At 42.9% G+C, this 25,671-nt stretch carries 20 protein-coding genes; 11 read left to right on the top strand and 9 right to left on the bottom strand.

From position 1 onward, the window contains the following. Nucleotides 1–25 precede the first annotated feature (25 nt). The 7 genes from MTBBW1_RS08840 to MTBBW1_RS08815 all read right to left on the bottom strand — a co-directional run bounded on the left by MTBBW1_RS08840 (nt 26) and on the right by MTBBW1_RS08815 (nt 7,389). On the bottom strand, nt 26–1,612 hold the full coding sequence (locus MTBBW1_RS08840) for a transposase (protein ID WP_186441171.1): 1,587 nt from the start codon (nt 1,610–1,612) through the stop codon (nt 26–28). A gap of 407 nt (nt 1,613–2,019) precedes the next feature. Beyond that, nucleotides 2,020–2,493: a hypothetical protein gene (locus MTBBW1_RS29470; protein WP_245809312.1), complete on the bottom strand. Its 474-nt coding sequence runs from the start codon at nt 2,491–2,493 to the stop codon at nt 2,020–2,022. Then, a complete protein-coding gene (locus tag MTBBW1_RS29465; RefSeq protein ID WP_245809311.1) occupies nt 2,490–3,143 on the bottom strand; it encodes a hypothetical protein in 654 nt (217 codons plus the stop codon). Before MTBBW1_RS29465 ends, MTBBW1_RS29470 begins: the two co-directional genes overlap by 4 nt. Nucleotides 3,144–3,204: 61 nt before the next feature. Beyond that, nucleotides 3,205–4,362 carry a phosphatidylserine decarboxylase gene (locus tag MTBBW1_RS08830; protein WP_080802182.1) on the bottom strand — a complete coding sequence of 386 codons (1,158 nt, stop codon included), beginning with the start codon at nt 4,360–4,362 and terminating at the stop codon, nt 3,205–3,207. A gap of 73 nt (nt 4,363–4,435) precedes the next feature. Then, a complete protein-coding gene (locus MTBBW1_RS08825) occupies nt 4,436–4,900 on the bottom strand; it encodes a hypothetical protein (protein ID WP_080802179.1) in 465 nt (154 codons plus the stop codon). Between the two features lie 62 nt (nt 4,901–4,962). Next, entirely contained in the window at nt 4,963–6,870 is a 1,908-nt protein-coding gene (locus MTBBW1_RS08820) for a hypothetical protein (RefSeq protein WP_080802177.1), read from the bottom strand. A gap of 27 nt (nt 6,871–6,897) precedes the next feature. After that, complete coding sequence (locus MTBBW1_RS08815; RefSeq protein ID WP_080802174.1) at nt 6,898–7,389, bottom strand: TraR/DksA family transcriptional regulator; 492 nt, start codon at nt 7,387–7,389, stop codon at nt 6,898–6,900. 335 nt (nt 7,390–7,724) lie between these two features. On the opposite strand from MTBBW1_RS08815, the gene MTBBW1_RS08810 reads away from it, so the two are divergent. Then, complete coding sequence (locus tag MTBBW1_RS08810; protein ID WP_080802171.1) at nt 7,725–8,342, top strand: type IV toxin-antitoxin system AbiEi family antitoxin domain-containing protein; 618 nt, start codon at nt 7,725–7,727, stop codon at nt 8,340–8,342. Beyond that, the gene (locus tag MTBBW1_RS08805; RefSeq protein ID WP_080802168.1) at nt 8,335–9,219 is read left to right on the top strand and encodes a nucleotidyl transferase AbiEii/AbiGii toxin family protein; all 885 of its coding nucleotides are present in this window, start codon (nt 8,335–8,337) and stop codon (nt 9,217–9,219) included. Before MTBBW1_RS08810 ends, MTBBW1_RS08805 begins: the two co-directional genes overlap by 8 nt. 71 nt (nt 9,220–9,290) lie before the next feature. On the opposite strand, the gene MTBBW1_RS08800 is transcribed toward MTBBW1_RS08805, so the two are convergent. Then, a complete protein-coding gene (locus tag MTBBW1_RS08800) occupies nt 9,291–10,205 on the bottom strand; it encodes a glutaminase (RefSeq protein ID WP_080802165.1) in 915 nt (304 codons plus the stop codon). Nucleotides 10,206–10,785: 580 nt separating this feature from the next. Between MTBBW1_RS08800 and MTBBW1_RS08795 the strand changes: the two genes are divergently transcribed. From MTBBW1_RS08795 to MTBBW1_RS08770, 6 genes are all read left to right on the top strand, one after another. Next, the gene (locus MTBBW1_RS08795) at nt 10,786–11,280 is read left to right on the top strand and encodes a hypothetical protein (RefSeq protein WP_080802162.1); all 495 of its coding nucleotides are present in this window, start codon (nt 10,786–10,788) and stop codon (nt 11,278–11,280) included. A gap of 97 nt (nt 11,281–11,377) precedes the next feature. Continuing rightward, nucleotides 11,378–13,027 carry a circularly permuted type 2 ATP-grasp protein gene (locus MTBBW1_RS08790; RefSeq protein ID WP_080802159.1) on the top strand — a complete coding sequence of 550 codons (1,650 nt, stop codon included), beginning with the start codon at nt 11,378–11,380 and terminating at the stop codon, nt 13,025–13,027. Between the two features lie 12 nt (nt 13,028–13,039). Continuing rightward, nucleotides 13,040–13,993 (top strand): alpha-E domain-containing protein, encoded by a 954-nt coding sequence (locus MTBBW1_RS08785; RefSeq protein ID WP_080802155.1) that lies wholly within the window; start codon nt 13,040–13,042, stop codon nt 13,991–13,993. Nucleotides 13,994–14,046: 53 nt separating this feature from the next. Then, complete coding sequence (locus MTBBW1_RS08780) at nt 14,047–17,445, top strand: transglutaminase family protein (RefSeq protein WP_080802152.1); 3,399 nt, start codon at nt 14,047–14,049, stop codon at nt 17,443–17,445. A 441-nt stretch (nt 17,446–17,886) separates the two neighbouring features. Continuing rightward, entirely contained in the window at nt 17,887–20,841 is a 2,955-nt protein-coding gene (locus MTBBW1_RS08775; RefSeq protein WP_080802148.1) for a circularly permuted type 2 ATP-grasp protein, read from the top strand. Further along, nucleotides 20,831–21,721 (top strand): transglutaminase family protein, encoded by an 891-nt coding sequence (locus MTBBW1_RS08770; RefSeq protein WP_080802143.1) that lies wholly within the window; start codon nt 20,831–20,833, stop codon nt 21,719–21,721. The genes MTBBW1_RS08775 and MTBBW1_RS08770 overlap by 11 nt, the downstream gene beginning before the upstream one ends. Nucleotides 21,722–22,064: 343 nt before the next feature. Here MTBBW1_RS08770 and MTBBW1_RS08765 read toward each other — a convergent pair whose 3' ends face one another. Next, a complete protein-coding gene (locus MTBBW1_RS08765) occupies nt 22,065–22,709 on the bottom strand; it encodes a hypothetical protein (protein WP_080802139.1) in 645 nt (214 codons plus the stop codon). Between the two features lie 256 nt (nt 22,710–22,965). On the opposite strand from MTBBW1_RS08765, the gene MTBBW1_RS08760 reads away from it, so the two are divergent. The 3 genes from MTBBW1_RS08760 (at nt 22,966) to MTBBW1_RS08750 (ending at nt 25,556) form a co-directional block, all read left to right on the top strand. Further along, nucleotides 22,966–23,145, top strand: a complete 180-nt coding sequence (locus MTBBW1_RS08760) for a Uma2 family endonuclease (protein WP_080802136.1) — start codon at nt 22,966–22,968, stop codon at nt 23,143–23,145. A gap of 399 nt (nt 23,146–23,544) precedes the next feature. Continuing rightward, the gene (locus tag MTBBW1_RS08755; RefSeq protein WP_080802134.1) at nt 23,545–23,901 is read left to right on the top strand and encodes a hypothetical protein; all 357 of its coding nucleotides are present in this window, start codon (nt 23,545–23,547) and stop codon (nt 23,899–23,901) included. After that, a complete protein-coding gene (locus tag MTBBW1_RS08750; RefSeq protein WP_080802132.1) occupies nt 23,898–25,556 on the top strand; it encodes a heavy metal translocating P-type ATPase in 1,659 nt (552 codons plus the stop codon). Before MTBBW1_RS08755 ends, MTBBW1_RS08750 begins: the two co-directional genes overlap by 4 nt. Nucleotides 25,557–25,671: the final 115 nt, after the last annotated feature.

The raw sequence follows: 25,671 nt of genomic DNA, 5'->3' as shown, positions 1-25,671 counted from the left end.
GAAATTCTACAGCCCAGGGTGCGTGCTATTCAGTTTGCAGCAGGAATTTTTGAGTAATCAGTTCCGCAAGGGAGGGCAGATTAAATTTTTTGGAAATGCGATCGGCCATGTACTTGTATATATTGACGCCAAGCTTTTTCGCAGTTTCAACAACAGTTAGAAATGCATCCTTGGCTTCGGTGCCTTGTTTTGATTTTGTTTGCAAACTGACGTCCTGTCTGCGCTTTTCCACCCTTGCGGCCAATTCTGCAGCATTGTTGTGCAAAGGAAGTTCAGGATGTTTCAGTAGCAGGAGAAGAGCTTCCTTTTTCTTGCTGGTTTTTTCAATCCGGTCATCTAAATCTTCATATCCGGTTTTCGTAGAGAAAATCCGGTCAAATTTAGCGGACAGGATATCAGCTTTTTCAGGTGTAGGACTCGTTTTATATTTAAGGAGGTCGCCATAAAAGTCCCAGTAACTGGTTTTGAACGTATTCAGTATTTTGACGTTCAACGGAACAATGGGGTTCAGACGATTATAATGCCTGCCATCATGAATCCAACATAACGCCTGTGCCTCAGTGAGTTTTTTGAATTGGGGTGCGTCATCACTCAACAGTATGTCGACAAGGGGAATGTCTGTCTGCTGGCGATAAGCGGCTATGGCACCAGCCTCCATAATTCTTTTTTTGTTATTCTTTCCCTTTTTCCGCTTCGGGTAGAGTGTGTCGAGCATCTCCTGCATTTCCTCTTCTGACATTCCCCCCTCTTTCTTAAGCTGCATTATCTGACCGATAATTTTCTGGGAGATGTTAAACTCTGAAAGCAGATCAAATGCATGAGAGTCAAACAGGTAGGTTCTCTCCTTGCCACAGAGTAATATGTCAAGGATCGTCAGACGGTCTTTGTGGGGGACGGTAAAAAAGGCAGTATAGAAAGGATTGCAGAAAATTTGCGAGTAGTGAGTTTCTCCATTGACCTTTACGGTGGTGTCGTCAACTTGATGGTACGGAGTAGAAGCAAGAGCAGCGAGGAAAATATCATCTTTCTCTTTGGCAAAATCGCTTTCATCATTCGTGAGGATCCTCGAAATCGTTGACTGTGAAATGCTAATCCCGCCATTTCCCAGAAACTCCGCTATCTTTGGCTCAGACATATTGCCGGAGTGTTTCAGTGTGCAGACCAACGTTTTTGTGCCAGGGCCAAATTCCCCTTTAACTCCAATAGGCAACTCTCCGAGATAAGTTTTTTTTTGCGACGGAGAATAATACTTCTCTCGACTGTATTCAACGTTGTCTGTGGTAATCAAAATTTCCTGAACAATGATCGGCTCATAGCCCTTAAATACAGCATCTTCGGGCAAAATGGACTTATCAACCTTACATATTTGGGTTCTGTCTACCTTTATCTTATCCTTCTTTGCTTTGGATTTTCGTTTTCCCTTTACCTCCCTTTTTTTTATCTCTTCTCCCGACGAGACATTACCTTGCTTTTCTTTTGTCTTACCAGGAATCGTTGGTTTTCCCTGTTCTCCCTTGAGCAGGTTAATTGCATCCCGAAGGTTTTGATTTTCTTTTTTTAAGGCTTCATTATCTTTATTCAGACACTCAACGAGCTGAAGGAGCGTAAACACGGATTCAGGCGCAGACTCATTTAAAGTTGCGGACTGGATGTTTATCCCTTCAAGAATTTGTTTTATCTCTGAATTAGTCATGTGCTGACTGTAGCATCGATGTGCTGTTATGTCTATAAAAAAAGAGTTTGTTTTTTACGAATTCCGTACACATATTGGCTACCCCGGAATTTGAATAGGATACCTTGAAAGCATTGTCGGAAAGAGAACTTGCTTTACAGTATTCCTTCCCATGTGGCTTGAATAAATTGTCTGAATCAGGATACCCTGGATTAACAGGATAAGGCAGGATTAAGTATCCTGAACATCCTGATTATCATGGTTATCATGATTCAGACAGCAAAAAAAGATAAGCTAACAAAGTAGTAATAAAGAACATAAATTATATAATCAAGCGTTTCTATTTCTCATATTTTCTCTTTAACCACATAAAAGGATATATGAGATCCGGTGACAAAGCTTCTTCCAGTATAAAGGAACGTAACAAGCCAGAAAAGCTCCAGGGAGATGAGAACAGAAGGCTGCCAGAAGAGTTTAAGGCCATGCAAAATATCTGGAAGCATAGATATGCCCGATTCTACAGACATTGTTGAGAACTGTTGTATGTTTGGAATACTTAAGGCTGAAGCGTTGTCAGACGGTAATATCACTGCAATGATTCCCATATATAAAACCGCTGTCAAAGCCATAACCTGATAGGCTGAGAATTTTGCATTTCCTCTATAATCAGCTCTGAAAAATTCTGAAAGCACACGCCATATCTGGGTAACGATGAGGGTTAAAAGCATAGCCCACTTAAAATGCCCATACAAAAAAAGAGAGGTTCCGGCAATGGCTGTTATCGAATAGAGGATTGAGGTTATGGCCTGAACCGGAATCATGGGGTGGCCGTCAAGATTGGAGGCATAGGCAATTTTTTTGTTTTGCCGTAAAAGATAAAATGACATCGGGCAAAAATGCGATTCATAAGTTTCCCTGACTCTGACAACGGCTTGCCGTAACAACAGCCAAAGCTTATACAGGCTAATCTTCCAAGGCCTTCGCCAAAAGTGTATGCAATAGAAATGGCGGCAAAAAAACAAAAAAATGGCATTTGAAAATCAAAAAAGCCATTTATCACTGTCACAACCCATGGCAACATGACAATGGCAGTAAAGGTTGCACCTCCCACTGTAAAAGTGCTGCTTTTCCTCTCAACAATCCATGCAACAATCCTGGATGCCGGAATGGCCACAATCAGGATGGGAATAATATATTTCATCTGAACAGAGACCGGTATATGACATGATCCCAGAAGAATAATCATGATAGAGAGGGAAAAAAGATATGCATTGGCGGAAATAATGCCGTAATAGGTCAGGTTGAGCCCTTTCCATGTGCCATTGTCATTTTTGAGGAGAGGAATGGCAGCAAATATTTGCCACCTTTCACGGGGAAGCTGCTTAAATCCCCAGGATAGAAAAAGAACTATGAGACCTACCAGGAATAAAAGAAACATTGTGTTGTTGAAAAAAGTGCCGGTGAAAAACATTTTAAACTCCAATGAATTAATGTGTGACGTATCCATCCATAAACAATCATGAAAATTCGCTTCAGATTCTTATTTCTGATTTTCGTGTTATTTTGGCAAGAGAATCAGAAAAGCTCTTTGGCTCTGGCTTGTCAAGGTTATGATACTTATGAAATGAGTTGGCATGTGTCAATGTTTGGTGATGGGATGAAGGCGACATCGTGCGTCCGATCTCCTCCCGCACACGGACAGAGGTTTCAACAAGGGACCCACCAAACCATCCGCTGAATCGACTTTTGGCGTCAACCCTGTGCATATTGTGGATAATATCCGGAGAAAAAACAATCCGGTCAGATTCAAACATCAAAATTACAGTGGAACTCCCCGGCCTGAATAAGCTCTTGGGTTGTCCCAATTTAATGAACATCTCCTTGTGCATAGGAGAGGGGTTGTCATAATATTGATGACTATAACACTGTTCTACTCTACCGATCATCATCGCCGTCACCTCTATCATGGCCACCATGCCGACATGGCTGCCGTTTTCCACATCCGTGTTTATCACTGTAACGACCCGTTGATTTTTGGAATAGGGAGTCACTTCTCTAACCACAGCTCCAGGATTACAGGAGTGATATCTGCCGTTGATCTCATAAAAATCAGCTATTTTTCCTGATACAGGGGTGTGGTTGTAATGATACTCGTCCGGAGTTAGCCTGAAAATTGCAAATTCACCATTTTTAAAGCATTCAAGCCACTCTTCCTTTTCCAGTAATTCGCGGTATTGAAAAAATTTTTCCTTTATAAAAAGAGGCGTTCCAGGTTTAAGTGACCCCACAAGCATCTTTGAATCACATGGCGAAAGCACACAATTTTTGTCATGGAGAGATTCGTGAAAATCCAATTCATTTGGGCGATATCTCCAATATTTGATCTGACGTTCAAAAACCTGTCGGGCTGAAAGGAAACTCTCCTGCGGCAAAAGGCATTCTGACATATTTATGTTAAGAGCCTTAATAAATGATTCTGCTTTTTTACGGTTACGGCTGAAGCTGAAATCAAACGTAAGATAACCTAAAAGCGAACTTGTTCTTCCGGATATCAGAAGGTTAAAACAGAAATGTGCATTCTCCCTTAACCTGGAATAGATAAAATTAATTACATGATCCTTAAAAAGATGCTCTGTTTTAACCTCTCCTGTTTTTCTGTCAATGTACTGGTGCGTAATATTGTTATACATTATTTTGCCTGTCCATGGTGTGTAATCATATTGGAAGTTCCATAACACTATTTTGCCTGCCCATGGTGCGTCATCATATTGGAAGCTCCATATTTCGGCCAACAGTCAGAACAATTAGTTGAATCATTTTTGCAAGCACATCTTCCTTTGCTGTTTCATCAAGAAGGGAGTTTTTGTTCAAGGCAAAAAAATCGGAAGCAGATCCTTGTTCCAGTATGGAAAACAATAAATCTTTACATGCAGGATCCCGAAATAAAGCCCATAAATCGAGTTGAAAAAGCTCCTCTTCAAGTATAGTCATGCCTTCTGCCATCTGTTTTTTTCTTAAATCTTCCCGAAGATAATGTTCGCATGACTGATTGAAATCCTCAGCCCGCATATCCATTGGATTTTTGACTTTTTCTTTTTTCATGATCTCTTCAACCATCCGTTCTGCCACCCGGCAGGATGCAGGAGAGTTGATACGTTTTCTCAAATCGCTCACTGTCCTTGAAAGTTCCGGATCAGATAGAAGTGCTTCTCCATCCTTTTCCAGCATATCCACCAGCGCATTGAGATAATCACTGACCTTAACCTTGTAATATCCAGGATGTTTGCCGCTTAGACTGATTCTTTTTTTTTCCTTATCATGGATAGAATGGATGCCAAAAAATGATTGTGGGTGTTTTCCCTTATAAATACTGTCTTGACGCCAATTGCAGCTCCAAAAAAAATCTGACGTCGTTCACTTTCAACTTCAGGTAGATCCGGGATATCATCATGGGTTACATTCTGCTCAAGAATCATTTTCCATGCAAAGGTCAACAAAATTCGCTGAAGCTGAATGGCCCCACCAAGATCGTTAAAAAGGCTCTCAAATGTGCTGTAATAACGAGCTTCAATGCCTGAGAACCCATGAACTGACTCCTTTCGTAAACGCATGAGCATGTAAAGAGACATTCTTTCATCAAAAATACCCATCTCCTGGAGATCACCGGCAAGGCGCTTTTCGTTTCCTTCCTGCCCGTCCAGAGCACTGTTTTCATCGGTTGACATAACTGCGGCAAAGTAGTCAATAAGCCTGAAATCAGGAACAATATCTCCTTTGAGTCCAAAAGCTCTTCGGATAGTTCTATCCATAATCTCAGGACCAAAGGGAGTTAAAGGCTGGGAAAAAATCTTAAGATCCGCTTTCTTTTTCCACTGTTTCCAGAGCATCCGTAAATGTGTAAAATCTAACTCATGGGGAAGAAACCCCAAAATTTTTTCCGGATGAAAATCCTCAAAATCCAGGCGATATGGAGTGGCGCTGTAAGTCCCCACAAAAAGAGGCAGAAAATGCTCACATATTTTAATGCACAAATCTCCGAGATACTTCTCGTCTGCTGGCGTAAATTCACTACTTCCCTCTTTAAGTAACCTGGTGATCTTTTTGCTTCCAATACTTATATGGGTTCCGTTATTTGCAAGGCTGACATCGGAAATGTTTGGCAAAACCACAAGGTTTGAGGTTATGATACCCGCATCTTTAAGCTTGTTGACGGCATTTAAACGGCTTCTGGAGAGCACTTTGTGACACGTGTGCATATATGCTGTTTTTTCCTCTCCTTTGTCCCATCCCGACAGACAGGGGCTCATGAAGAGATCCCTGTAAAGGGCATCTGGTATAACATGGCTGAACTCCTTCTGACGCCTGGGTGTGTGGGATGCAAAATAGACAAGCACCCTCTGGCCGTTTTCCAGAAGCTTGAATCGGGTATTTGCATAAGCAGTCAGTAACTGGATTAATAAAAATCGGATGGCACTCTCCCTGACAACCTTCAATTTCCTGCCAGCCTTTGATTTTATTGAAGATGGAAAAAATGAGAGCACTTCAGGCGAAGAGTTGTCACTTATACAACAAGCCATCATGCCTTTGGCAATGCTTCGCAGGCGATGATGTACAGAAGGGTTGCCAACAGCATCTGCCAAAGCGATTTTAAGAAGGTAGCTTACCGGTACACGAAGATACCTTGTACCGTTCTTTTCCATGAAAAAACGCTTCATATCTTTGCGGTAGCCGCCGGAAGGATTTTGTTTATCACGGTAAAAATCCATATCCAGAATCTGGTTGGCATAAAGATTTAACTGCTGCATGGGCAAGCGTACCCAGCTATTCTCCCACACCTCTTCATGTTTACTTGAACGGGCAGGTCGCTCAGGATTCAGGTATGCTTCAAATCCGGCGATTTTTTTATGGTGCTCGCCATCCCGTTCATTGCGTTTCAGCAAATTTTTATAACATGTTGATTCACGGATAATAATCGGGAGATCCACATCTGTGCTACTCCCCACGACCACAGCCTGGAACTCATTCTCACACCCACATGTTGCATCATTGCACGAAAATGGCAGAGAACTTATAAATTCTTCAACAGAGTTTGTGTTAATCTCCAGCGCATTGCATACCCTGTTAATAATATCAGCATGGGACTCCTGCTCATAGAACCTCGCCGGAAAAAATTGGTTGCTATATTGTGGTAATGTCATATTCTCTCTCCCGATTCCCATGATGAATCATGAAGCCATGCTGTATCCCATTGCTGATGTACGACTGTTCATACCCATGTTCTCTTCACAAATTGTCATGGCTTCAATGGACATGGTTGTGGTTGGAATAAGGTTGAGACGTTTCAGTCCAATGGCATCTCCTGTGAGCATGCAATATCCAAAATATCCTTTTTCAATGCGTGTCAGGGCATTTTTGTTAAGTTCCAACAAGTGGTTGCAACGCTCTATATTTTTCAACTCCATGAACAAAGCATTTTCCTGATTACTCTGGTCAATCACGTCTGCACTTCCGGATTTTAATGTTTTTAATTTTCTGATGGCGATATCAAGCTTATCCCGCAACTCTTTCTGCTGATCCAGAAGTTTTTTCTTGAAATAATGAAGCTGGCGTTCGTTCATATACTCTTCATTTTCAGATGGGAAATATCCTGATTCTGAATTGTCGCTTTTAACATGCATTGTCCGGCAATATTCTGTTTTGACTATTTTATCAATCATTTCAACCCCTTGTTGTTAATAAGATTTTGCAAATTGTGATAGATCTGTACAAAAACATATCTCATGCACGTTGCATGTTATAGAGTATATACGTTAATCTTTTATTAGATTTATAATAAATTTATGTATGCGATGAAATAGAAAGAGTAAACGGTCATGGCTGCCATCCAGCCTCCCCCGAATATGGAAATTTGTATCTATTTCCACGGTAGAAAAATAATGTATCCATTTCCACGGTAAAGAACCCTGTACATAAACTCATTGACATCTTTCAGCGAAGTCTCTATATTTCCAACCAGTAAGTCCAAAATATTAGACCTATTGGTTAAAAACATATGAAAAAAGTGATTCAACTCCCAGCAGAGTTTGATTATAATTTGTTGATTCAGGCACTGGAGGGGTACAAAAAGCCGAGGGATAAAATCAGAGGACTGATCAGTAGTGGGGAAATTCTGCGGGTGAAAAAAGGTATTTATGTGCTGGGTAAACACTATGGGAAACCCTACAATAAGTTCATTCTGGCCAATTTAATCTACGGGCCTTCTTATATTACCGGACAAACCGCTTTGGCATTTTGGAATATGATACCCGAACGGGTTGAACTTGTGATCAGCTTGACGACAAAAAGAAAAAAAATCTTTGAGACACCGGTGGGTCGATTTTCCTATGTGGTTGGTCCGGAAAAAGTGTTCGGCCTTGGTGTACGGCTTGAAGATGCCGGTAGTCGGAAAAATATTTTAATTGCCAGCCCGGAAAAGGCTTTGTGTGATCTTGCTGCAATGCAGCCGAATATTATAACCCAAAAAGCAATGCGGGAATTTCTCGGATTAATGAGACTGGATGATCATTTTCACAACGCCCTTGATTTCACTTTGATGAAGGAGATCAGGGATGGATACCGGAGAAAAAATGTAAAACTGCTTTTAGATTGCCTGGAGAGGAGTGATGTTTGATCAAAAAATCGAGCAGATGCTGGCCAGGTATGAGCTGAATTCTGTGCATGATCATGAGAATGCGCTCAAAGAGATTATACAGGAAATTGCATTGCTTGGACTGTGGCGATCAAAATTTTATGAAAAGGCTGTTTTTTACGGTGGAAGTGCATTGCGGATTGTTCATAAGTTGGACCGTTTTTCAGAGGATTTGGATTTCTCGCTCATTGAACCAGACATGGATTTTGATATTGGAAAATATCTGGGTGCGGTAAAATCCGAACTGAAACTATGGGGATTTGAAGTATCTGCAGAAAAAAAAAGTAAAATAAATAAAACGACCATCGATTCTGCATTCATTAAAGCCAACACATTGGTTCATTTGTTAAAAATAGAATCCAATCTGAAAACTCATAAAAATGCAACAATGAAAATCAAGCTGGAAGTTGACCTGGATCCGGCTGCCGGATTCTCCGTAGCCACCAAATATCATCTTCACCCCATCCCCTTTTCCATTAAAACAATGACATTGCCCAGTCTGTTTGCAGGAAAAATGCATGCATTGCTGTGCCGGACAATGAGAACGAATATCAAGGGGCGGGACTTATATGATTTCATCTGGTTTGTGAAGAACGGCACCCCTTGCGATTTGAATTACCTGGCAAATAAAATGGCCCAGACGGGCCATCTTGATGTTGGAGAGGGGCTAACCAAGGAAAAATTGATCGCCTTGATGACTGCCAAGGTTCGGGAGGTGGATTTTTCCCTGGCCGGGAATGACGTAGAACCGTTTTTGAAACGTCTGGATCAGCGGGATGAGCTGAGACTCTGGTCTGACTCTTTTTTCCATGATTATTTGATTCATGAGATTAAAGTGTTGGCCCATAAAACCCCATAAAAGCCTTTTGACGAACATTTGTTTTCTGAGCAAAAACAGAGTCCCTTGCAATTACTTTTATCTTTTCGATCCTAAAAAATGGATGACCGTGTTCGTGTGGTGAGAAATTCAAGAATCTTCATCCCCTTGTATGAATTGCCTTTTTCATTGAGTTTAGGACTCCAGACGGCAATACTGTATTGCCCGGGATGGATGGCTACGATACCCCCTCCGACGCCGCTTTTTCCAGGCAAACCAACCTTGAAGGAAAACTCTCCAGCCTCGTCATAAAAGCCGCACAACTGCATGATGGCATTGATCCGTTTTGACTTGCTGACACTTACGACCCTCTCCTTGGTCAAGGGGTGAACACCATAATCTGCAAGAAATAAAAACGTTTTAGACAGCTCTTTGCAACTCATTTCAATGGAACAAAGATTGAAATATAAATCAAGAACAGTTTCAATATTATTTTCAATATTTCCAAACTCTTTCATCAGGCTGATCAGGGCTAAATTCCTGTAACCTGTAGATTTTTCTGATGCCGCCACCCGTGGAGAATAGGAGATATTTTCAATTCCTGAAATTCGCCTGAGAAATTCAAGAAAATCTCTTTTAGGATGGCTCAGGCGACTGACAAGCACATCGCAAATAACCAGGGCTCCGGCATTGATAAAAGGATTGCGGGGAATTCCCTTTTCATATTCCAACTGAACCAGGGAATTAAACGGAGAACCTGATGGTTCAACACCCACACGGCTCCACAGTTCATCTTTTTCCAGCTTAAAAGCCAGGCACAAAGAGAGAACCTTTGAAATACTCTGGATGGAAAATTTTTCGTCAGAATCCCCCAAACTGTAGTTGCGATTATCTATAGTGGTCAGGTGGATACCAAACTTATCGGGATTGATATTGCTAAGTTCCGGTATGTACGATGCAACATTTCCCTTGTCAGCAATCTGTTCCAGCTCTTTGGGAATTTCCAAAAAAATATTTTGATAGTCCATTGCGTTTTCAGATGTTAAATGCCTCTGTTTCAGGGCTTGATATGTAAATTTTTATATTAAATTCAATACATTAAAAAAACAAAGATAAGAAAACTTACTACTCATAAAGAAAAGCATCTGTTTTGTCAAATCAAAATACTGTTTAAACGGGCATGATTGATTACGTATCAACTCAAAGTCGACACCTATGATCTTGTAAGCCTTGTCAACACTGTCTGAATCAGGATTCCCAAGATTAACAAGATAAGGCAGGATTATCTATCCTGAGCATCCTATCCATCCTGGTTATCCTGGTTCAGACAACTGCAATAACTTCTGAAAAAGCAATAAGATGTCGATTTTGAGTATCAATCACCCCCAAATATAAAAATGATAGTCATTTTCACAGTAAAAGATAGGAAAATTTTAGATCGTGGATTTAGTAATAAACAATAAAAACAGATAGAACTTGACCGGACTCCTGAAAGTTTCTAATGTTCAGAGGTGTGTGCGCTGGAGTTAAATTCATATGAGTTTACATTTTTATTAATTTCCAAGGTTATTATTTTTCAAGGTTATTATTTTTCAAGGGAGGTGTAAAATGAGTTACGATGATACAGAAGATAGAAAACTGGAACAAGGATGGAAAACTATTATTATAATCTGGATGGCCATGCTCGCATCCCTTGGTATCTACCTGATTGTATTCAACCTTGCTGAAATCAGGCTGAATATGTACTTTGATGCTTCTCTGCCGCTTGACACAATACGATATGCCTTGTACGGTGTATCTGTAGCAACCCTTGTGGGGGTTTTTTATTTGCGAAGCTATCTGCTTGACACCAAACGACCCTTTAAATACAACCAGAACAAAACTCCCCAGCATCCTGCGGTTGCCAGATACTCAATCACAGTTATCATATGCCTTGCACTGCTTGAAAGCATTGGAATTTACGGGGTGGTACTGTTTCTTTTATCCGGAGACATTGGTGTACTCTATCAGTTAATAGCTGTCTCAGCAGCAGGGATGATATATTTCAGACCCCGCAAAGAGGAGCTTATTGCCCTGGCAGATGAGATAACTTCCATGACCTGATAGAAACAGCGGAAACTAAAACGCATTTACAGATTACATATCCGCCCCCCAAATATACATCCACGGTAACGAATTTAAATAAATGAAAGGAACCGCCATGAAATTCTCAAACTACCTCACCCAGGGGTTTTATGATGAGCTGTTCGATGATTACGGCACCCCCCGTCCAGGCGCAGAATTATTAATAAAAAAGATTGAATCATTGCCTGAAAATGATCTGCTGCACAAACAGAAATCCGCAGAAACAGCACTTCTCCAGCTCGGCAACACCTTTGCTGTTTACGGCAGTGAAGAGGGAACAGAAAAGATCCTTCCCTTTGATATTATTCCACGCATAATAGAAGACAGGGACTGGCAGATACTTGAACGTGGACTGCGCCAGAGAATCTATGCCTTAAATCTTTTTATCAACGATATCTATCATGATAAAAAAATCCTGAAAGATAAAGTGGTACCCGAAGATCTTGTAATGTCATCCACCACCTACAGAAAACAGTGCGAAGGCCTTAAACCTCCCAAAGGAATCTGGTGCCACATTACAGGCACAGATCTTATCCGGGATAAAGATGGAAAATTCTATGTTCTTGAAGACAACATGCGCTGCCCTTCAGGTGTCTCCTATGTACTTGAGAACAGACAGGTTTTAAAACGCACATTTCCACACGTTTTTGCAGACTCCGGTGTCCGGCCGGTTGATGAATACCCGAACAAGCTGCTTGCAACCCTTGAAAATCTGGCACCTGAAACCGTATCATCTCCTAAAATCGGAGTATTGACCCCAGGCATGTATAACTCCGCTTATTTTGAGCACTCATTTCTTGCCCAGCAGATGGGGGTTGAACTTGTGGAGGGCCAGGATCTGGTTGTCTCTGATGGATTTGTATATATGAGAACCACAAGAGGTCTTCAGCGCATTGATGTTATATACCGCCGCCTTGACGATGATTTCATTGATCCAAAAGCCTTCAGGCCAGACTCCATGCTTGGCATACCAGGCATCATGGATGTTTACCGTTCCGGAAAAATTGCCATGGCAAATGCCCCGGGTACAGGTATTGCTGATGACAAGGCTGTCTATGCATATGTCCCCAGAATGATTAAGTATTACATGGATGAAGATACCATTTTACCCAATGTACCAACCTTTATCTGCCGTGAAGAGAGAGATCGGGCACATGTACTTGCCAATCTTGATAAACTTGTTGTGAAAGCTGCCAATGAATCAGGGGGTTACGGCATGATGATAGGCCCACATGCCTCTCCGGAAGAGCGAGAAAAATTTGCCCTATTAATCCAGAAAGATCCCAGAAACTATATTGCCCAGCCAACCATATCCCTATCAAGGGCACCCACCATTGTAGGAGATCATTTTGAAGGCCGCCATGTGGATTTGCGCCCATATATTCTATATGGAGAAGATATCTATGTCATGCCAGGAGGTCTTACCAGGGTAGCTTTGAAAAAAGGTTCGCTTGTGGTCAACTCATCCCAGGGAGGAGGGACAAAAGACACTTGGGTGATCAACAGTGAAAGTGACGCTAACATCTATAACAATAGTGATACCGACAGGGACATGGATAAAGACAACATCTCTGATAAAACTGAAGCCAATGAAAACAAAGCCAACGAAAACAAAGCCAACGAAACAAAAGCCAGCAATCAGCAGGATCACAGTCCCAAACTCTATTTTCTTCCGGATCAGGAGAAGCACCATTACAGTCTCAATCCAACCATCAAAGCCAGGTAAAAGGAGGTGACCATGCTTAGTCGAGTTGCAAATTCAGTTTACTGGATGACACGCTACATTGAAAGGGCTGAAAACATTGCAAGATTTATCAGTGTAAACCTCAATCTTACCTTAGATTTCCCCTCAGAGGTCAGCCGCCAGTGGCAACCTATCATAATGGCCACAGGAGACTATGAGCTTTTTGAAAAAAAATATGGCAACGACTATTCTGCCCAAAATGTGATTCATTTCCTTGCCCTGGATCAGGAGTATTCCAACTCCATTATATCTTCGCTGAGGGCAGCAAGGGAAAATGCACGCTCTGTAAGGGAAATCATCTCGTCTGAAATGTGGGAACAGGTGAATCGCTTCTACATTGAACTTAAAGATTCCACAAAAACAGATTTTGCAAGCCGTAATCCTCACAAATTTTTCAAAATAATAACCATGCGGGGACACATGTTTACCGGGCTTTTATATTCAACAATGTCCCATGGTGAGGCATTTCAGTTTGCACTTACCGGTCTTCTTCTGGAACGTGCTGACAAAACATCAAGAATCCTTGATGTCAAATATTTCATGCTGCTTCCACAGGCAGGAGAGGTCAACACTCCCTATGACTCCATTCAGTGGGCTGCGGTACTAAAATCAGCAAGTGCCCTTGAGATGTACCGGAAACGCTTCCACAGAATCATCCCGAAACAGGTGTGTGATTTCCTGATTTTTGACAGCGCCTTTCCACGCTCCATACGATACTGTCTTAAAAAAGCAGAAAAATCACTTCATAACATATCTGGCGCTTCTGTTGGAACTGTCTCCAACAAGGCGGAAAAGAGCCTGGGGCGCCTGTGCGCTGATCTTGATTATTCCGACATTGATGAGATTATCACCATCGGCATGCATGAATATCTGGATGCTCTACAGATAAAAATCAACACAGTGGGCAAGAATATCCATGATGCCTTTTTTAAAACGATTCCATACTGAACTTCCTATGATCAATCCCGATTCCCACAAAAAATAATTATGGAGAAAATCCTATGGCGATACAAGTGGCACTCTATCATGAAACCAATTACACATATGACCGGAAAATACAGCTTGGCCCACAGGTTGTTCGTCTTCGACCAGCACCCCACTGCCGAACGCCGATTTTAAGTTATTCCCAGATCATAAAACCCGATAATCACTTTATAAACTGGCAACAGGATCCCTTCAGCAACTATCTTTCCCGACTCAATTTTCAGGAAAAGACAGACCACTTTTCCATCGTGGTGGATCTTGTGGCAGAGATGATTATTATCAACCCCTTTGATTTTTTTCTTGAACCCCATGCGGAAAAATGCCCCTTCACCTACAAACCCGAACTTGCAAAGGATCTAAAACCCTTTATGGAAGTTGATCCCCCCGGGAAAAAGCTCAAGGAGTATCTTGCAACAATTGACAGAAGCGAAATGAACACCAACGACTTTCTGGTCATGGTCAATCAGGGACTTGAAAAAACCATCAAATACAACATACGTATGGAGCCTAACATCCAGAGCAGCGAAGAGACCCTCACCAAATTGACAGGCTCATGCAGGGATTCTGCATGGCTTCTGGTACAGATTCTTCGTCACATGGGTCTTGCTGCCCGCTTTGTGTCAGGCTATCTGATTCAACTTGCACCTGATGTCAAATCCCTTGAGGGTCCATCCGGCCCTGAAAAGGATTTCACGGATCTTCATGCCTGGACTGAAATATTTCTCCCAGGAGCCGGATGGATAGGGCTTGACCCCACATCCGGACTTCTTGCAGGAGAAGGCCATATTCCCCTTGCATGTACACCTGACCCAAGAAGTGCTGCCCCTGTAACCGGTCTGCTGGAAAAATGCGAAGTAGATTTCAGCCACACCATGCGCATAACAAGAATCCATGAAGATCCCCGCTCCACAAAGCCATACCCTGAAGAGATCTGGACAGAGATTGAAAATCTTGGCCATCGGGTCGATGAAGAGATAGACAAGGAAAAGATACATCTGACCATGGGCGGAGAACCAACCTTTGTATCAGCAAAGGATATGGAAGGTGATGAGTGGAATACAGCAGCAGTGGGGCCTACCAAAAAACCTCTTTCTGTGGAACTTATTAAACGCCTTCGGGCAAAATGGGCACCTGGAAGCCTTCTTCACTATGGCCAGGGAAAATGGTATCCTGGAGAATCCCTGCCACGATGGGCATTGAGCTGCTTCTGGCGCAAGGATGGAAAACCAGTCTGGAGAGATGATAAACTTCTTGGTGATGAAGATAAAAATTACGGATTTGGACCGGATCATGCCCTGAAACTTATGACCACAATAGCAAATATTCTGGGTGTAAACAGAAAATACATCATGCCGGCCTATGAAGATATTTTCCATTGGCTCTGGAAGGAGCAGCGCCTGCCTGTCAATGTAAAGCCAACAGATCCAAGGCTTAAAAATGCCGAAGATCGTGCCCGCATGGTAAAGGTGTTTGAAACAGGCATAGGAGCTGTGACAGGCTATGTGCTCCCCCTGCAGAAAGGCTCCTGGAAAAGCGGGCCATGGCACCTGAAAAGCGAAAATCTCTTTCTGATTCCCGGGGACTCTCCCATGGGTCTTCGTCTTCCCTTAGATTCCCTTCCATGGGTGGCCCCAAAAGAGTATCCACATGTTGTGGAAGAGGATCCCATGGGAAAAAAAGAACCTCTCAAAGATCCCCTGACCTCGGAAGCGGATAAAGAGAAAATCAGGGCATTGCTTGAGGAAAGAGAATCCCAGCGACATATTGAAGGAGTTCCGGAAGAGGAGGCACGGGATGATGTAATGCAGCAGCCCAGACCATTTGCAGATCCAAAGCCTGCTGTGGATGCCGTGCCAAAGGAGGGAGAATCCGCAGCCTGGGTCATAAGAACTGCCCTTTGCATTCAGCCCCGTGACGGAAGACTCCATGTATTCATGCCCCCAATGGAACGTGCAGTTGACTACTTTGAACTTGTAACGGCCATTGAAGATGCTGCTTCCATAACAGATATGCCTGTAATAATTGAAGGATACACACCTCCCTTTGACCATCGTTTCAACCGTTTCAGCATAACCCCTGACCCTGGTGTCATGGAGGTTAATATCCATCCGGCAAACTCATGGGAAGAGATGGTAAAAACAACAACAGAGCTTTATGAAGAGGCAAGGCTGACAGGTCTTGGTACAGAAAAGTTCATGCTGGACGGACGCCACAGCGGCACAGGCGGCGGCAACCATATCATAATGGGCGGAGCAACACCTGCAGAAAGTCCATGGCTGAAACGTCCGGATCTGCTTCGCAGCTTCCTTACATACTGGAACAATCATCCATCCCTGTCGTTTCTATTTTCAGGGCTTTTTATGGGGCCCACAAGCCAGTCCCCCCGAATTGACGAAGCTCGCCATGACACCCTGTATGAGCTTGAGATTGCATTTGAAGAGCTGAAAAATCAAACTGTAAACATGGAAAATCAACAGATACCCTGCCCGCCCTGGCTTGTTGACAGGCTCTTTCGTCATCTTTTAACAGACCTTACCGGCAACACACACAGAGCTGAATTCTGCATTGACAAGCTCTACTCCCCTGACAGTGCAACAGGCCGCCTTGGTCTTGTGGAGTTCCGTGCATTTGAGATGCCTCCCCACGCCTTCATGAGCCTTGCCCAGCAACTGCTTCTGCGTATCTTCATGGTGAAATTCTGGAAAACCCCTTGTGAAGAAAAACTGATCCACTGGGGAACCACCCTACATGATCGCTTTATGCTTCCATACTATGTACGGCAGGATTTTCATGATGTGCTTGAGGAACTTACCCGTGACGGATATCCCATGAAGCCTGAATATTTTCATCCCCACTTTGAATTCCGATTCCCGTTTGTGGGCAAGGTTATACATGCAGGCATAGAGATGGAGCTTCGTGTTGCCATTGAGCCATGGCATGTTCTTGGAGAAGAGCCAGGCGGTGGTGGAACAGCAAGATATGTGGACTCTTCCCTGGAAAAAATGCAGGTACTTGTAAAAAATATGACAGAATCCCGCCACATGATTATGTGCAACGGACGACCTCTTCCCATGCAACCCACCGGTGTCAAAGGCGAATTTGTAGCAGGTGTGAGATACAGAGCATGGCAGCCGCCATCCTGCCTCCATCCAACCATTGGGTCCCATGCCCCATTGATCTTTGATATTGTGGATCTATGGAGCAAACGCTCCATTGGCGGATGTACATATCATGTTGCCCATGCAGGTGGAAGAAGCTATGAAATCTTTCCTGTCAACTCCTATGAAGCTGAAGGCAGAAGGGTTTCACGCTTTTTCAGCATGGGTCATACACCAGATTTACTGGAACATATTCCCCAAAAAACATTAAACAAAGACTTTCCCCACACCCTGGATTTAAGGATTAACATGATTTAAAAATCTGGTTAACCCCTTAATCACTCAAAGCCGACACCTATGATCTTTTGAGCCTTGTCAACATTGTCTGAATCAGGATGTCCAAGATTAACAAGATAAGGCAGGATTATTTATCCTGAGCATCCTTTTCATCCTGGTTATCCTGATTCAGACAAATTCAATAACTGCTCAAAAAGCAATAAGGTGTCGATTTTGAGTAATCATGAAAATCATGGTTCAGAAAAAGTGTAAACCGATAAATGAAACATGCCCAATAATGGTTAGTTAATCTGACCAGTGAAGATGAAATTGACAAAATAGATGGTTCAAATTACAATGACACCATTTTTCCTGAAACCAGATTCAGGCTCTCAGAGATATCATGTCTCACCTGATCCATAATGCCAGGAGAATGTATAAACATTAATGACTATTTAAAAAGAATATCAAAAGAAGAAAACCATGGAAGAAGAGTCAACCGGAGTAAAGCATGTTTTCCCCGAAAATCCCGCCATTACCAACCTGTGCAGTGATCTTTTTACACCAGATGGGAAAGCAGCACCCCACTGGCAGGTTCTGATCACATATCTGAACAGCCTTGGAAGCCAGGAGCTGGAACGGCGCTGGCAGAAAGCAAGGCAGATCATGCATGAACATGGTGCTGTTTACAACATTTTCAGTGAAAAACAGGAACATGCCCGTCCATGGGAACTGGATCCTGTGCCCTTCCCTCTTCCTGCGGAGACATGGGAGTTCCTTGAAAAGGGAATAAAACAGAGAACCCGGCTTCTTACATCCATTTATGCCGATATATACGGCCCACAGAAACTTATCAGGAACAGCCATCTGCCTCCGGAACTCTTTTTTGCAAATCCCCGTTTTCTGCGCCAGTGCCAGGGGCTTTATAGTGGAGAGACTCCCCAGCTTCATTTTCATGCAACAGATCTGTGTCGATTTCCGGATGGCAGATGGCGGATACTTTCCGACCAGACCCAGTCTCCATCAGGTGCCGGATATGCCCTTGAAAACCGCATTATCCTATCAAGGATTCTGCCAAGGATGTTCCACTCCGGCAAGGTTATGCGCCTTGCACCATTTTTCAAGCTCTTCACCCACGCCTTTATGGAGATATCAGGCATGGAAAAGAGAGAGCCAAATATTGTTATGCTCTCTTCCGGCCCTTCCAGCCCCACTTATTTTGAGCATGTCTTTTTATCCCGATATCTTGGTTTTACACTTGTGGAGAGCAGTGACCTTACTGTCCGCAACGATTCTGTATATCTTAAAACCCTTGGGGGACTGCATCCGGTTGATGTAATTCTGCGACGGATAGAAGATTCATTCTGTGATCCCCTTGTATTTGGAAACAGCTCTCTTATGGGCATTTCCGGACTTGTTCAGGCAGTCCGTTCAGGCAATGTTGCCGTCAGTAACCCGCTTGGCAGCGGCATTCTTGAGACCCCCGGGCTTATCCCTTTTCTACCTGGCCTCTGTCGCCTTATTCTTGGTGAAGAGCTTCTGATAGAGGATCTTCCAACATCATGGTGCGGGCAGCCTGAACCTTTAAACAGGGTTCTTACCCGCATTAACGACAGTAATAATCCGGTGATCATTGCATCTGCCTTTGCCATGCCCCATATACCTGCTGTGAATACAAAAAACCTTGCCACTGAAAAACTCAACAGCCTTGCCCTGAAAATCAAGGCAGCTCCATATGCATATGTAAGCAGAGAGCCAATGAAACCATGCTCTCTGCCCGTATGGGACAAAGGAGCACTTACCTTTTCCCATGCCACAATCCGGATGTTTTCAACTGCCATAACAACACCCGGAAGCGGTACTGCCCTTGAATCTTCTCCATCTGCCCCATTTACCTCCCAGCCATCTTCACCTCCGGAAAGCAGCATGCAGCAAGCCTCTCTTCCGCAAAGCAACATGCAGCAATCTTCTCTTCCGCAGAGCAGCATGCAGCAACCATCTCTTCAGCAGAGCAACATGCAGCAAGCTTCTCTTCCGCAGAGCAACATGCAGCAAGCCTCTCTTCCGCAGAGCAGCATGCAGCAACCATCTCTTCAGCAGAGCAGCATGCAGCAAGCCTCTCTTCATCAGAGCAACATGCAGCAACCATCTCTTTCGGCAAGCAAAGTGCATATCTCTTTATCCCCGGATAAAAAGATTGCTGTCATGCCAGGTGCACTAACAAAAATTTCCAGTGATCCCGATACTTTTCTTCTCAATGCAGGAAAAGAGCAGGGCAGCAAGGACACCTGGTGTTTTTCCAATGACACTGTTGAATACAAAAGCATGATGCACCACTTCACGGAAAACCTTGAGATCCACAGAGGCAGCGACCTGCCAAGCCGTGTGGCAGATAACATGCTCTGGCTTGGTCGATATGTGGAACGTACAGAAGGGATGCTGAGGGTAATCAGAAGCGTTCTCTCCCGTTTAAACAGCGAAAGCCGTCTTGATATCATAGAAGAATTTCCATTCCTGCTTCGCATCATGGCAAACCTTGAGATCATATCTTCCGGACTTTCCGGCTCAGATGCCGGCTACAACATGAAAATTATTGAGACAGAAATTCTGGATTCCATGTTCAGCACCCAGCGTGCAGGAAGCATTAAAACCTCCCTTCAGAATGTGCAGAGGGTGGCAGCAAGCGTCAGGGACAGACTTTCCAACGACTCCTGGCATATTCTCGGACGCATGGAAAACGATCTTACACAGTTTTCACCCCATCGCCACAACCAGATAAGTGAAGCACAGGAGCTTGTAAACGAGATGATTCTCACAATATCGGCATTTGCTGGCCTTGCTCTGGAAAGCATGACAAGAGGCATGGGATGGAGGTTCATGGATATGGGGCGACGTCTGGAACGGGCAGGCCACATGATCACGCTGCTTCAAAGCCTTTTCAGCTCCAGGGGCATACCGAAAAATCAAGAGTTTGAAGCCCTGCTTGAGGTTGCAGACAGTACCATAACCTATCATAACAGATACCGTACAACTTTTCAGATGGAACCCATTGTGGATCTGCTGCTTTTAGATGAACTAAACCCCAGAGCCGTGGGCTTTCAGATGGCTTCACTTTTCGATCATGTGGAAACCCTTCCGAGAAGCACTCCCAGGCCATTCAGAAGCACAGAGGAGAAGATAACCCTGAATCTTACAACCAGACTTCGCCTTACAGATATAAAGGAGTTGATGTCAATGACACAGGAAGGCAACATACCAGGACTCACCGAGATGCTTGAATTTATGAAAAAAGGAATCCAGGAACTTGGTAACCAGATAACTCAGCACTACTTAAGCCGCATTGAGACAGAAAAACAGTTGAGAAATTCTTTTGCTGTCAGCCGTTCAGCAACATCTTTTATTCTCGATACAAGTGGAAAAACAGACCATGAAGTATAAAATTTCACACACAACCCGCTATCAGTATGGGGAGCCGGCATCCATTTCCCACAATGAACTATATCTAACACCCCGTAACACTCCTTCCCAACGCTGCCTAGACAGAAGCATAACTCTTCTGCCAAAACCTTCGGTACTGTCCCAACGAGTTGACTATTTTGGCAATACAGTCACCAGCACAACAATTCAGGAACAACATAACGTTATGGAAATAACAGCAGAAAGCCAGATTTTGCTGACCCCTCTTTTACAACCGATACCGGAGCAGACCCAACCCTGGGAAAATGTTATAAATACTGTCTGGCAACACACCACACAGGAAGATCTTGAGGCATTTCAGTTTATTTTTGCATCCCCCATGATTCCTGTGGGCAAACAATATGCTGAATGGGCACAGGATATATTTTTGCCTGGTGCTCCTGTACTAAAAGCAGCAATGGAGTTGACAGGCAAAATCTTTAAAGAGTTCAAATATGATCCCCAGGCAACCACAACAACAACTCCAGTGGAAACAGCCTTTGACATCAAACGGGGAGTATGCCAGGATTTTGCCCACATCCAAATTGCCTGCCTGCGCTCCCTTGGACTTCCGGCACGATATATCAGCGGCTATCTTCACACACTTCCTCCCCCTGGCAAACCAAAGCTCATTGGATCAGATGCATCACATGCATGGCTTGCCATCTATATCCCGGGAAGTGGCTGGGTTGATCTGGATCCCACCAACAATGTAATCCCAACTGATCAGCACCTGACCCTGGCCTGGGGCAGGGACTACAGTGATGTAACACCTGTGAAAGGTACAGTATTAGGAGGAGGGCAGCATCAATTGAGTGTTGCTGTGGATGTTAACCAGATACCAGCTTCTGCAACCGGCTAACTCAAAGGAAAAGAGGACTCAAAATCGACATCTTATTGCTTTTTCCGAAGTTATTGCAGTTGTCTGAACCAGGATAACCAGGATGGATAGGATGCTCAGGATAGATAATCTTGCCTTATCTTGTTAATCTTGGGAATCCTGATTCAGACAGTGTTGACAAGGCTTAAAAGATCATAGGTGTCGATTTTGAAGAGGAATAAGGAATAGGAACTTACTTTTTGTGGATCAGAATGTAGAGTGGTGCTGTTTTAAAACTTCCATCTGCAAGGAAACAACCCTTTTTTTGCAAACTTTCTTATACCCCAAGCTTTCCATAGACAGACAGCTTGGGGTTTTGTATTATCTATTCAAACATATTTGGTCCCGGGGGAGTTCCACCTGGTTCAGGCACTTCACCAACCAATCCTGCACTTCCAGCCACGTCACCCAATTCCCATGAAGGATCATATCCCTCTGGCGGAGGCTCGGGAACGGGGTCAAACTCCATGGCAGGATTTTCAAAACCAAGCTCGGTTTCAGACCAGTGATCTATATGCCCCAATGAATCAACACCTTCACCCTCAATACCGCCTTGTGACCAGTGGTCTATGTGTGCCACTGAAGAAAAATTATTGATCACGGGACTGGGAACATTTATTGGAGTTGCACCAACAGCTCCGGCTCCACCTGCCGGACGAGGAATAACTATTGGAGTAGCTGCAACACCACCTGCCCCCACAGGGATACCTATTACAACAGCCTGATCTGAACCTGGAATTCCAATAACAATCAATTGCTCAAACAACTCATTATCTTCTGTGTTTCTTTCAAGAACAGTCGTGAAAACACCTGTTTCTGACCCATCTTCCTGGACAAAGAAATCTGCATAACCGATAACCATGGAACCAAGTATATGGGTGGGATTCCAGATAAGCTCTTCCTCTGCATGGGCATTTGCAGCAAACAAAAATACAAACAGACTCATTATGGTAACTATTACATTTCTCATGACAACCTCCTATTAATTGAGTTTATTATAAAAGCATGTTATCTTTTTATTGATCTACTTTTTTACTTGCCTACTTAAATATTTATCTTTTCAAATACCATGCCAGGGGTAAATATCATTGATTTTACTGGCTATATGTTGTTTTATTCAAAATACTGCTTTGGAGTTGTCAACCTATTGCAACGGTTTAAAGAAAACCTGACAACAAATAACGTCAATCAGAACAGACACAAATCAAATAGTGATGAGGATAATTATGAATGCCCAACCACAACAAAATATGCGATTGACACCGGAAGGATACCTTGAATATGAAAGAAATTCTCAAATTAAGCATGAATATTTTGATGGAGAAATTTTTGTAATTGTGGGGGCAAAGAGAAACCATAATATTATAAATGCAAACATAACAACAAATTTAGTAAATCAATTCTGAACAGATGATTCTGCGTGTAGAGTTTTTTCAAATGGTATGCGTATTAAGGCCAGCTCTTTTTTTAACTTCACAAATTGCTTTTAACTTTTGCAACATGATACTGTCTGCAAGATGTCCAGCAAAACGGTTTTTGAATTTATACTGTTCCAGATAATTAAATTGGCAAGCAGTAGGGGCAAGCCTTTGTGGTTGCGCTTCAGAATTGAGAATGCCAAAATATTTTTCTGGAAATCTATGACTCTGTTGATTAAGTATTTACATATTTGATTTTACCACAATATAATGGCTTTAAAGTAATCAAGAAACACATCATATTGTGGTGGTTTTTTCAAAAATCGACTAAATCAACGGGCTCATCTATAGCGATTAGTCCGATAATGCAGAAAATAGGAGAAACATATGCTTCCAGTTATTATTGTTGCAGGTACCTTGATATTTGGTCGAAAAAAGGTTGTTGCTTACTTTAAAAAAGATTCTCAAAAATCAATCTATGAAGAAAAAGTTTCCTCCCAAAATGACAGTGGGAAAATCCCCATGGAATCAGAGCTGGTAGAAGAAAAAGAGAATGAACTTACTGATATTCAAAAAGATTTAAATATTTCATTGACCTCGACAGTTTTTTCCGGGATAGGGCATCTTTATTTTGCTCCATTCACTTCGTTGGCAATACTTGGCCTTGGCTATCTTACGGTAATGGATATGGGGAAGGCACATGGGGTCTGGAAAAAAGAAAAAAAGTCGGTATTGAATTCATGAATTCAATCATATCTGTTGGGATGTTGGCGGCGGGATATGTTTTTACAACGGCTTTTACCTTCAGCATCTACTATACCGGGAAAAAACTACTGCTCAACACTGAAGCCCACAACAGACGAATGATTGCAAGGGTTATCAATGAACAAAAATCATCTGTCTGGTTGGTCGTCGATAGCATTGAAATTGAAATACCCATGGAATCATTGAAAGCTAACGACATCATCGCTGTAAAGGCAGGGGAGACCATTCTCGCGGACGGATTTGTCAGCTCTGGAAATGGTCTGGTGGATCAGCAGGTTCTCACAGGAGAATCCATTCCGGTAGAAAAAAGGGTTGGGGAGCAGGTATTTGCAGCAACTGTACTGGTAGCAGGAAAGATGCAGATTCGAGTTGTGAAGTCAGGAAAGGATACAATTGCCGCCCATATTGAGGAGATGTTGAAACATACGGTTGATTATAAAACTTCCGTTCAATCCAAAGGGGAAGAGTTGTCTGAAAGGGTAATACTACCCACTTTGGCGTTGAGCATTGTTGCCTTTCCCCTGGCAGGGCCCCTGGGAGCTTTGGCGGTTCTCTATTCCTATGTGGGATACGATATTCGTTTTTATTCTCCACTCAGTATGTTGAATTATATGAAAGTCGCTCATGAAAATGACATTCTGATCAAGGATGGACGTACCATGGAGCTATTACAAAATGTAGATACCGTACTCTTTGATAAAACTGGTACGTTGACATTGGCACAGCCTTCTGTAAGGCATATTCATCCCTGCCAGGGGTATAAAAAAAAGGACATCCTGGAATACGCCATGATTGCGGAACACAGACAAACCCATCCTGTCGCAAAGGCCATTCTGAGCAAAGCAGAAGAATATAATTTAACATACGCTGAAAGCGATGATGTTATTTATGAAGTGGGATACGGCATCAAGGTTAAAATTGGGAAGGACTTGATTCGGGTTGGAAGCGAACGTTTTATGAAAATGGAAAAGGTTAAAATTCCTTCCGACATCGAGAGGCTGATTTCAGAGAGCCATTCCCAAGGATATACCCTTGTTATGGTTGGGAAAAACAGTAATGTTGTCGGAGGACTGGAGCTTCAGACGTTGATCCGTCCCGAAGTCAATGCCATTGTAAAGCGCTTGAAAGAGATAAAAAAGGACATTTATATTATTTCCGGTGATCATGAAGAGGTAACCAGAAAACTGGCCAAGGATTTGGAGATCGAAAACTATTTTGCAGAAGCATTGCCGGAAGAAAAAGCAAACATTGTTGACCAGCTTCAAAAGCAAGGGAAAAATGTCTGTTTTATTGGGGATGGCATCAATGATTCAATTGCCATGAAAAAAGCCACAGTTTCTATTTCGCTGAGCGGATCGTCGCAAATAGCAACAGATACTGCGGATATTCTTTTTCTGGACGGGAGTTTGATCAGCTTGCCTGTGCTATTCGATCTTTCAGAGGATATCAATAGAAACCTCAAAGTGGCCATGGCATCAGCCGTAGTTCCGGGCATGTTGAATATCGGTTCTGTCTTCATTATGAGATCAGGCATTATCGGTGCAGTTTTTGTCGATCTTACAGGATTTGCTTTCGGTTTTATTAATGGTTATATGCCTTTAATGAAATACAACAACGGTTTGGTAGTGTCCTAATACCGCTTTCTCTTTCCAGAGCATACCATGTTCCACCTTTGATTTGACTTATTCCCTACATAACTCCAGAATTCATCAGCCTCAGTTGATAACATTATTTATATATCAAATTTTT

Source organism: Desulfamplus magnetovallimortis (assembly GCF_900170035.1).
In the GTDB taxonomy this organism is placed as follows: Bacteria; Desulfobacterota; Desulfobacteria; order Desulfobacterales; family Desulfobacteraceae; genus Desulfamplus; species Desulfamplus magnetovallimortis.
Note: the sequence above shows the minus strand (reverse complement) of the source record. Positions and strands in the feature narration are given on the sequence as shown.

Excerpts from the sequence above, each read along its gene's own strand:
- MTBBW1_RS29470 (WP_245809312.1), bottom strand. The coding sequence starts at position 2,493 with ATGATTCCGGTTCAGGCCATAACCTCAATCCTCTATTCGATAACAGCC.
- MTBBW1_RS29465 (WP_245809311.1), bottom strand. The coding sequence starts at position 3,143 with ATGTTTTTCACCGGCACTTTTTTCAACAACACAATGTTTCTTTTATTC.
- MTBBW1_RS08830 (WP_080802182.1), bottom strand. The coding sequence starts at position 4,362 with ATGTATAACAATATTACGCACCAGTACATTGACAGAAAAACAGGAGAG.
- MTBBW1_RS08825 (WP_080802179.1), bottom strand. The coding sequence starts at position 4,900 with ATGCTGGAAAAGGATGGAGAAGCACTTCTATCTGATCCGGAACTTTCA.
- MTBBW1_RS08820 (WP_080802177.1), bottom strand. The coding sequence starts at position 6,870 with ATGACATTACCACAATATAGCAACCAATTTTTTCCGGCGAGGTTCTAT.
- MTBBW1_RS08815 (WP_080802174.1), bottom strand. The coding sequence starts at position 7,389 with ATGATTGATAAAATAGTCAAAACAGAATATTGCCGGACAATGCATGTT.
- MTBBW1_RS08810 (WP_080802171.1), top strand. The coding sequence starts at position 7,725 with ATGAAAAAAGTGATTCAACTCCCAGCAGAGTTTGATTATAATTTGTTG.
- MTBBW1_RS08805 (WP_080802168.1), top strand. The coding sequence starts at position 8,335 with ATGTTTGATCAAAAAATCGAGCAGATGCTGGCCAGGTATGAGCTGAAT.
- MTBBW1_RS08800 (WP_080802165.1), bottom strand. The coding sequence starts at position 10,205 with ATGGACTATCAAAATATTTTTTTGGAAATTCCCAAAGAGCTGGAACAG.
- MTBBW1_RS08795 (WP_080802162.1), top strand. The coding sequence starts at position 10,786 with ATGAGTTACGATGATACAGAAGATAGAAAACTGGAACAAGGATGGAAA.
- MTBBW1_RS08790 (WP_080802159.1), top strand. The coding sequence starts at position 11,378 with ATGAAATTCTCAAACTACCTCACCCAGGGGTTTTATGATGAGCTGTTC.
- MTBBW1_RS08785 (WP_080802155.1), top strand. The coding sequence starts at position 13,040 with ATGCTTAGTCGAGTTGCAAATTCAGTTTACTGGATGACACGCTACATT.
- MTBBW1_RS08780 (WP_080802152.1), top strand. The coding sequence starts at position 14,047 with ATGGCGATACAAGTGGCACTCTATCATGAAACCAATTACACATATGAC.
- MTBBW1_RS08775 (WP_080802148.1), top strand. The coding sequence starts at position 17,887 with ATGGAAGAAGAGTCAACCGGAGTAAAGCATGTTTTCCCCGAAAATCCC.
- MTBBW1_RS08770 (WP_080802143.1), top strand. The coding sequence starts at position 20,831 with ATGAAGTATAAAATTTCACACACAACCCGCTATCAGTATGGGGAGCCG.
- MTBBW1_RS08765 (WP_080802139.1), bottom strand. The coding sequence starts at position 22,709 with ATGAGAAATGTAATAGTTACCATAATGAGTCTGTTTGTATTTTTGTTT.
- MTBBW1_RS08760 (WP_080802136.1), top strand. The coding sequence starts at position 22,966 with ATGAATGCCCAACCACAACAAAATATGCGATTGACACCGGAAGGATAC.
- MTBBW1_RS08755 (WP_080802134.1), top strand. The coding sequence starts at position 23,545 with ATGCTTCCAGTTATTATTGTTGCAGGTACCTTGATATTTGGTCGAAAA.
- MTBBW1_RS08750 (WP_080802132.1), top strand. The coding sequence starts at position 23,898 with ATGAATTCAATCATATCTGTTGGGATGTTGGCGGCGGGATATGTTTTT.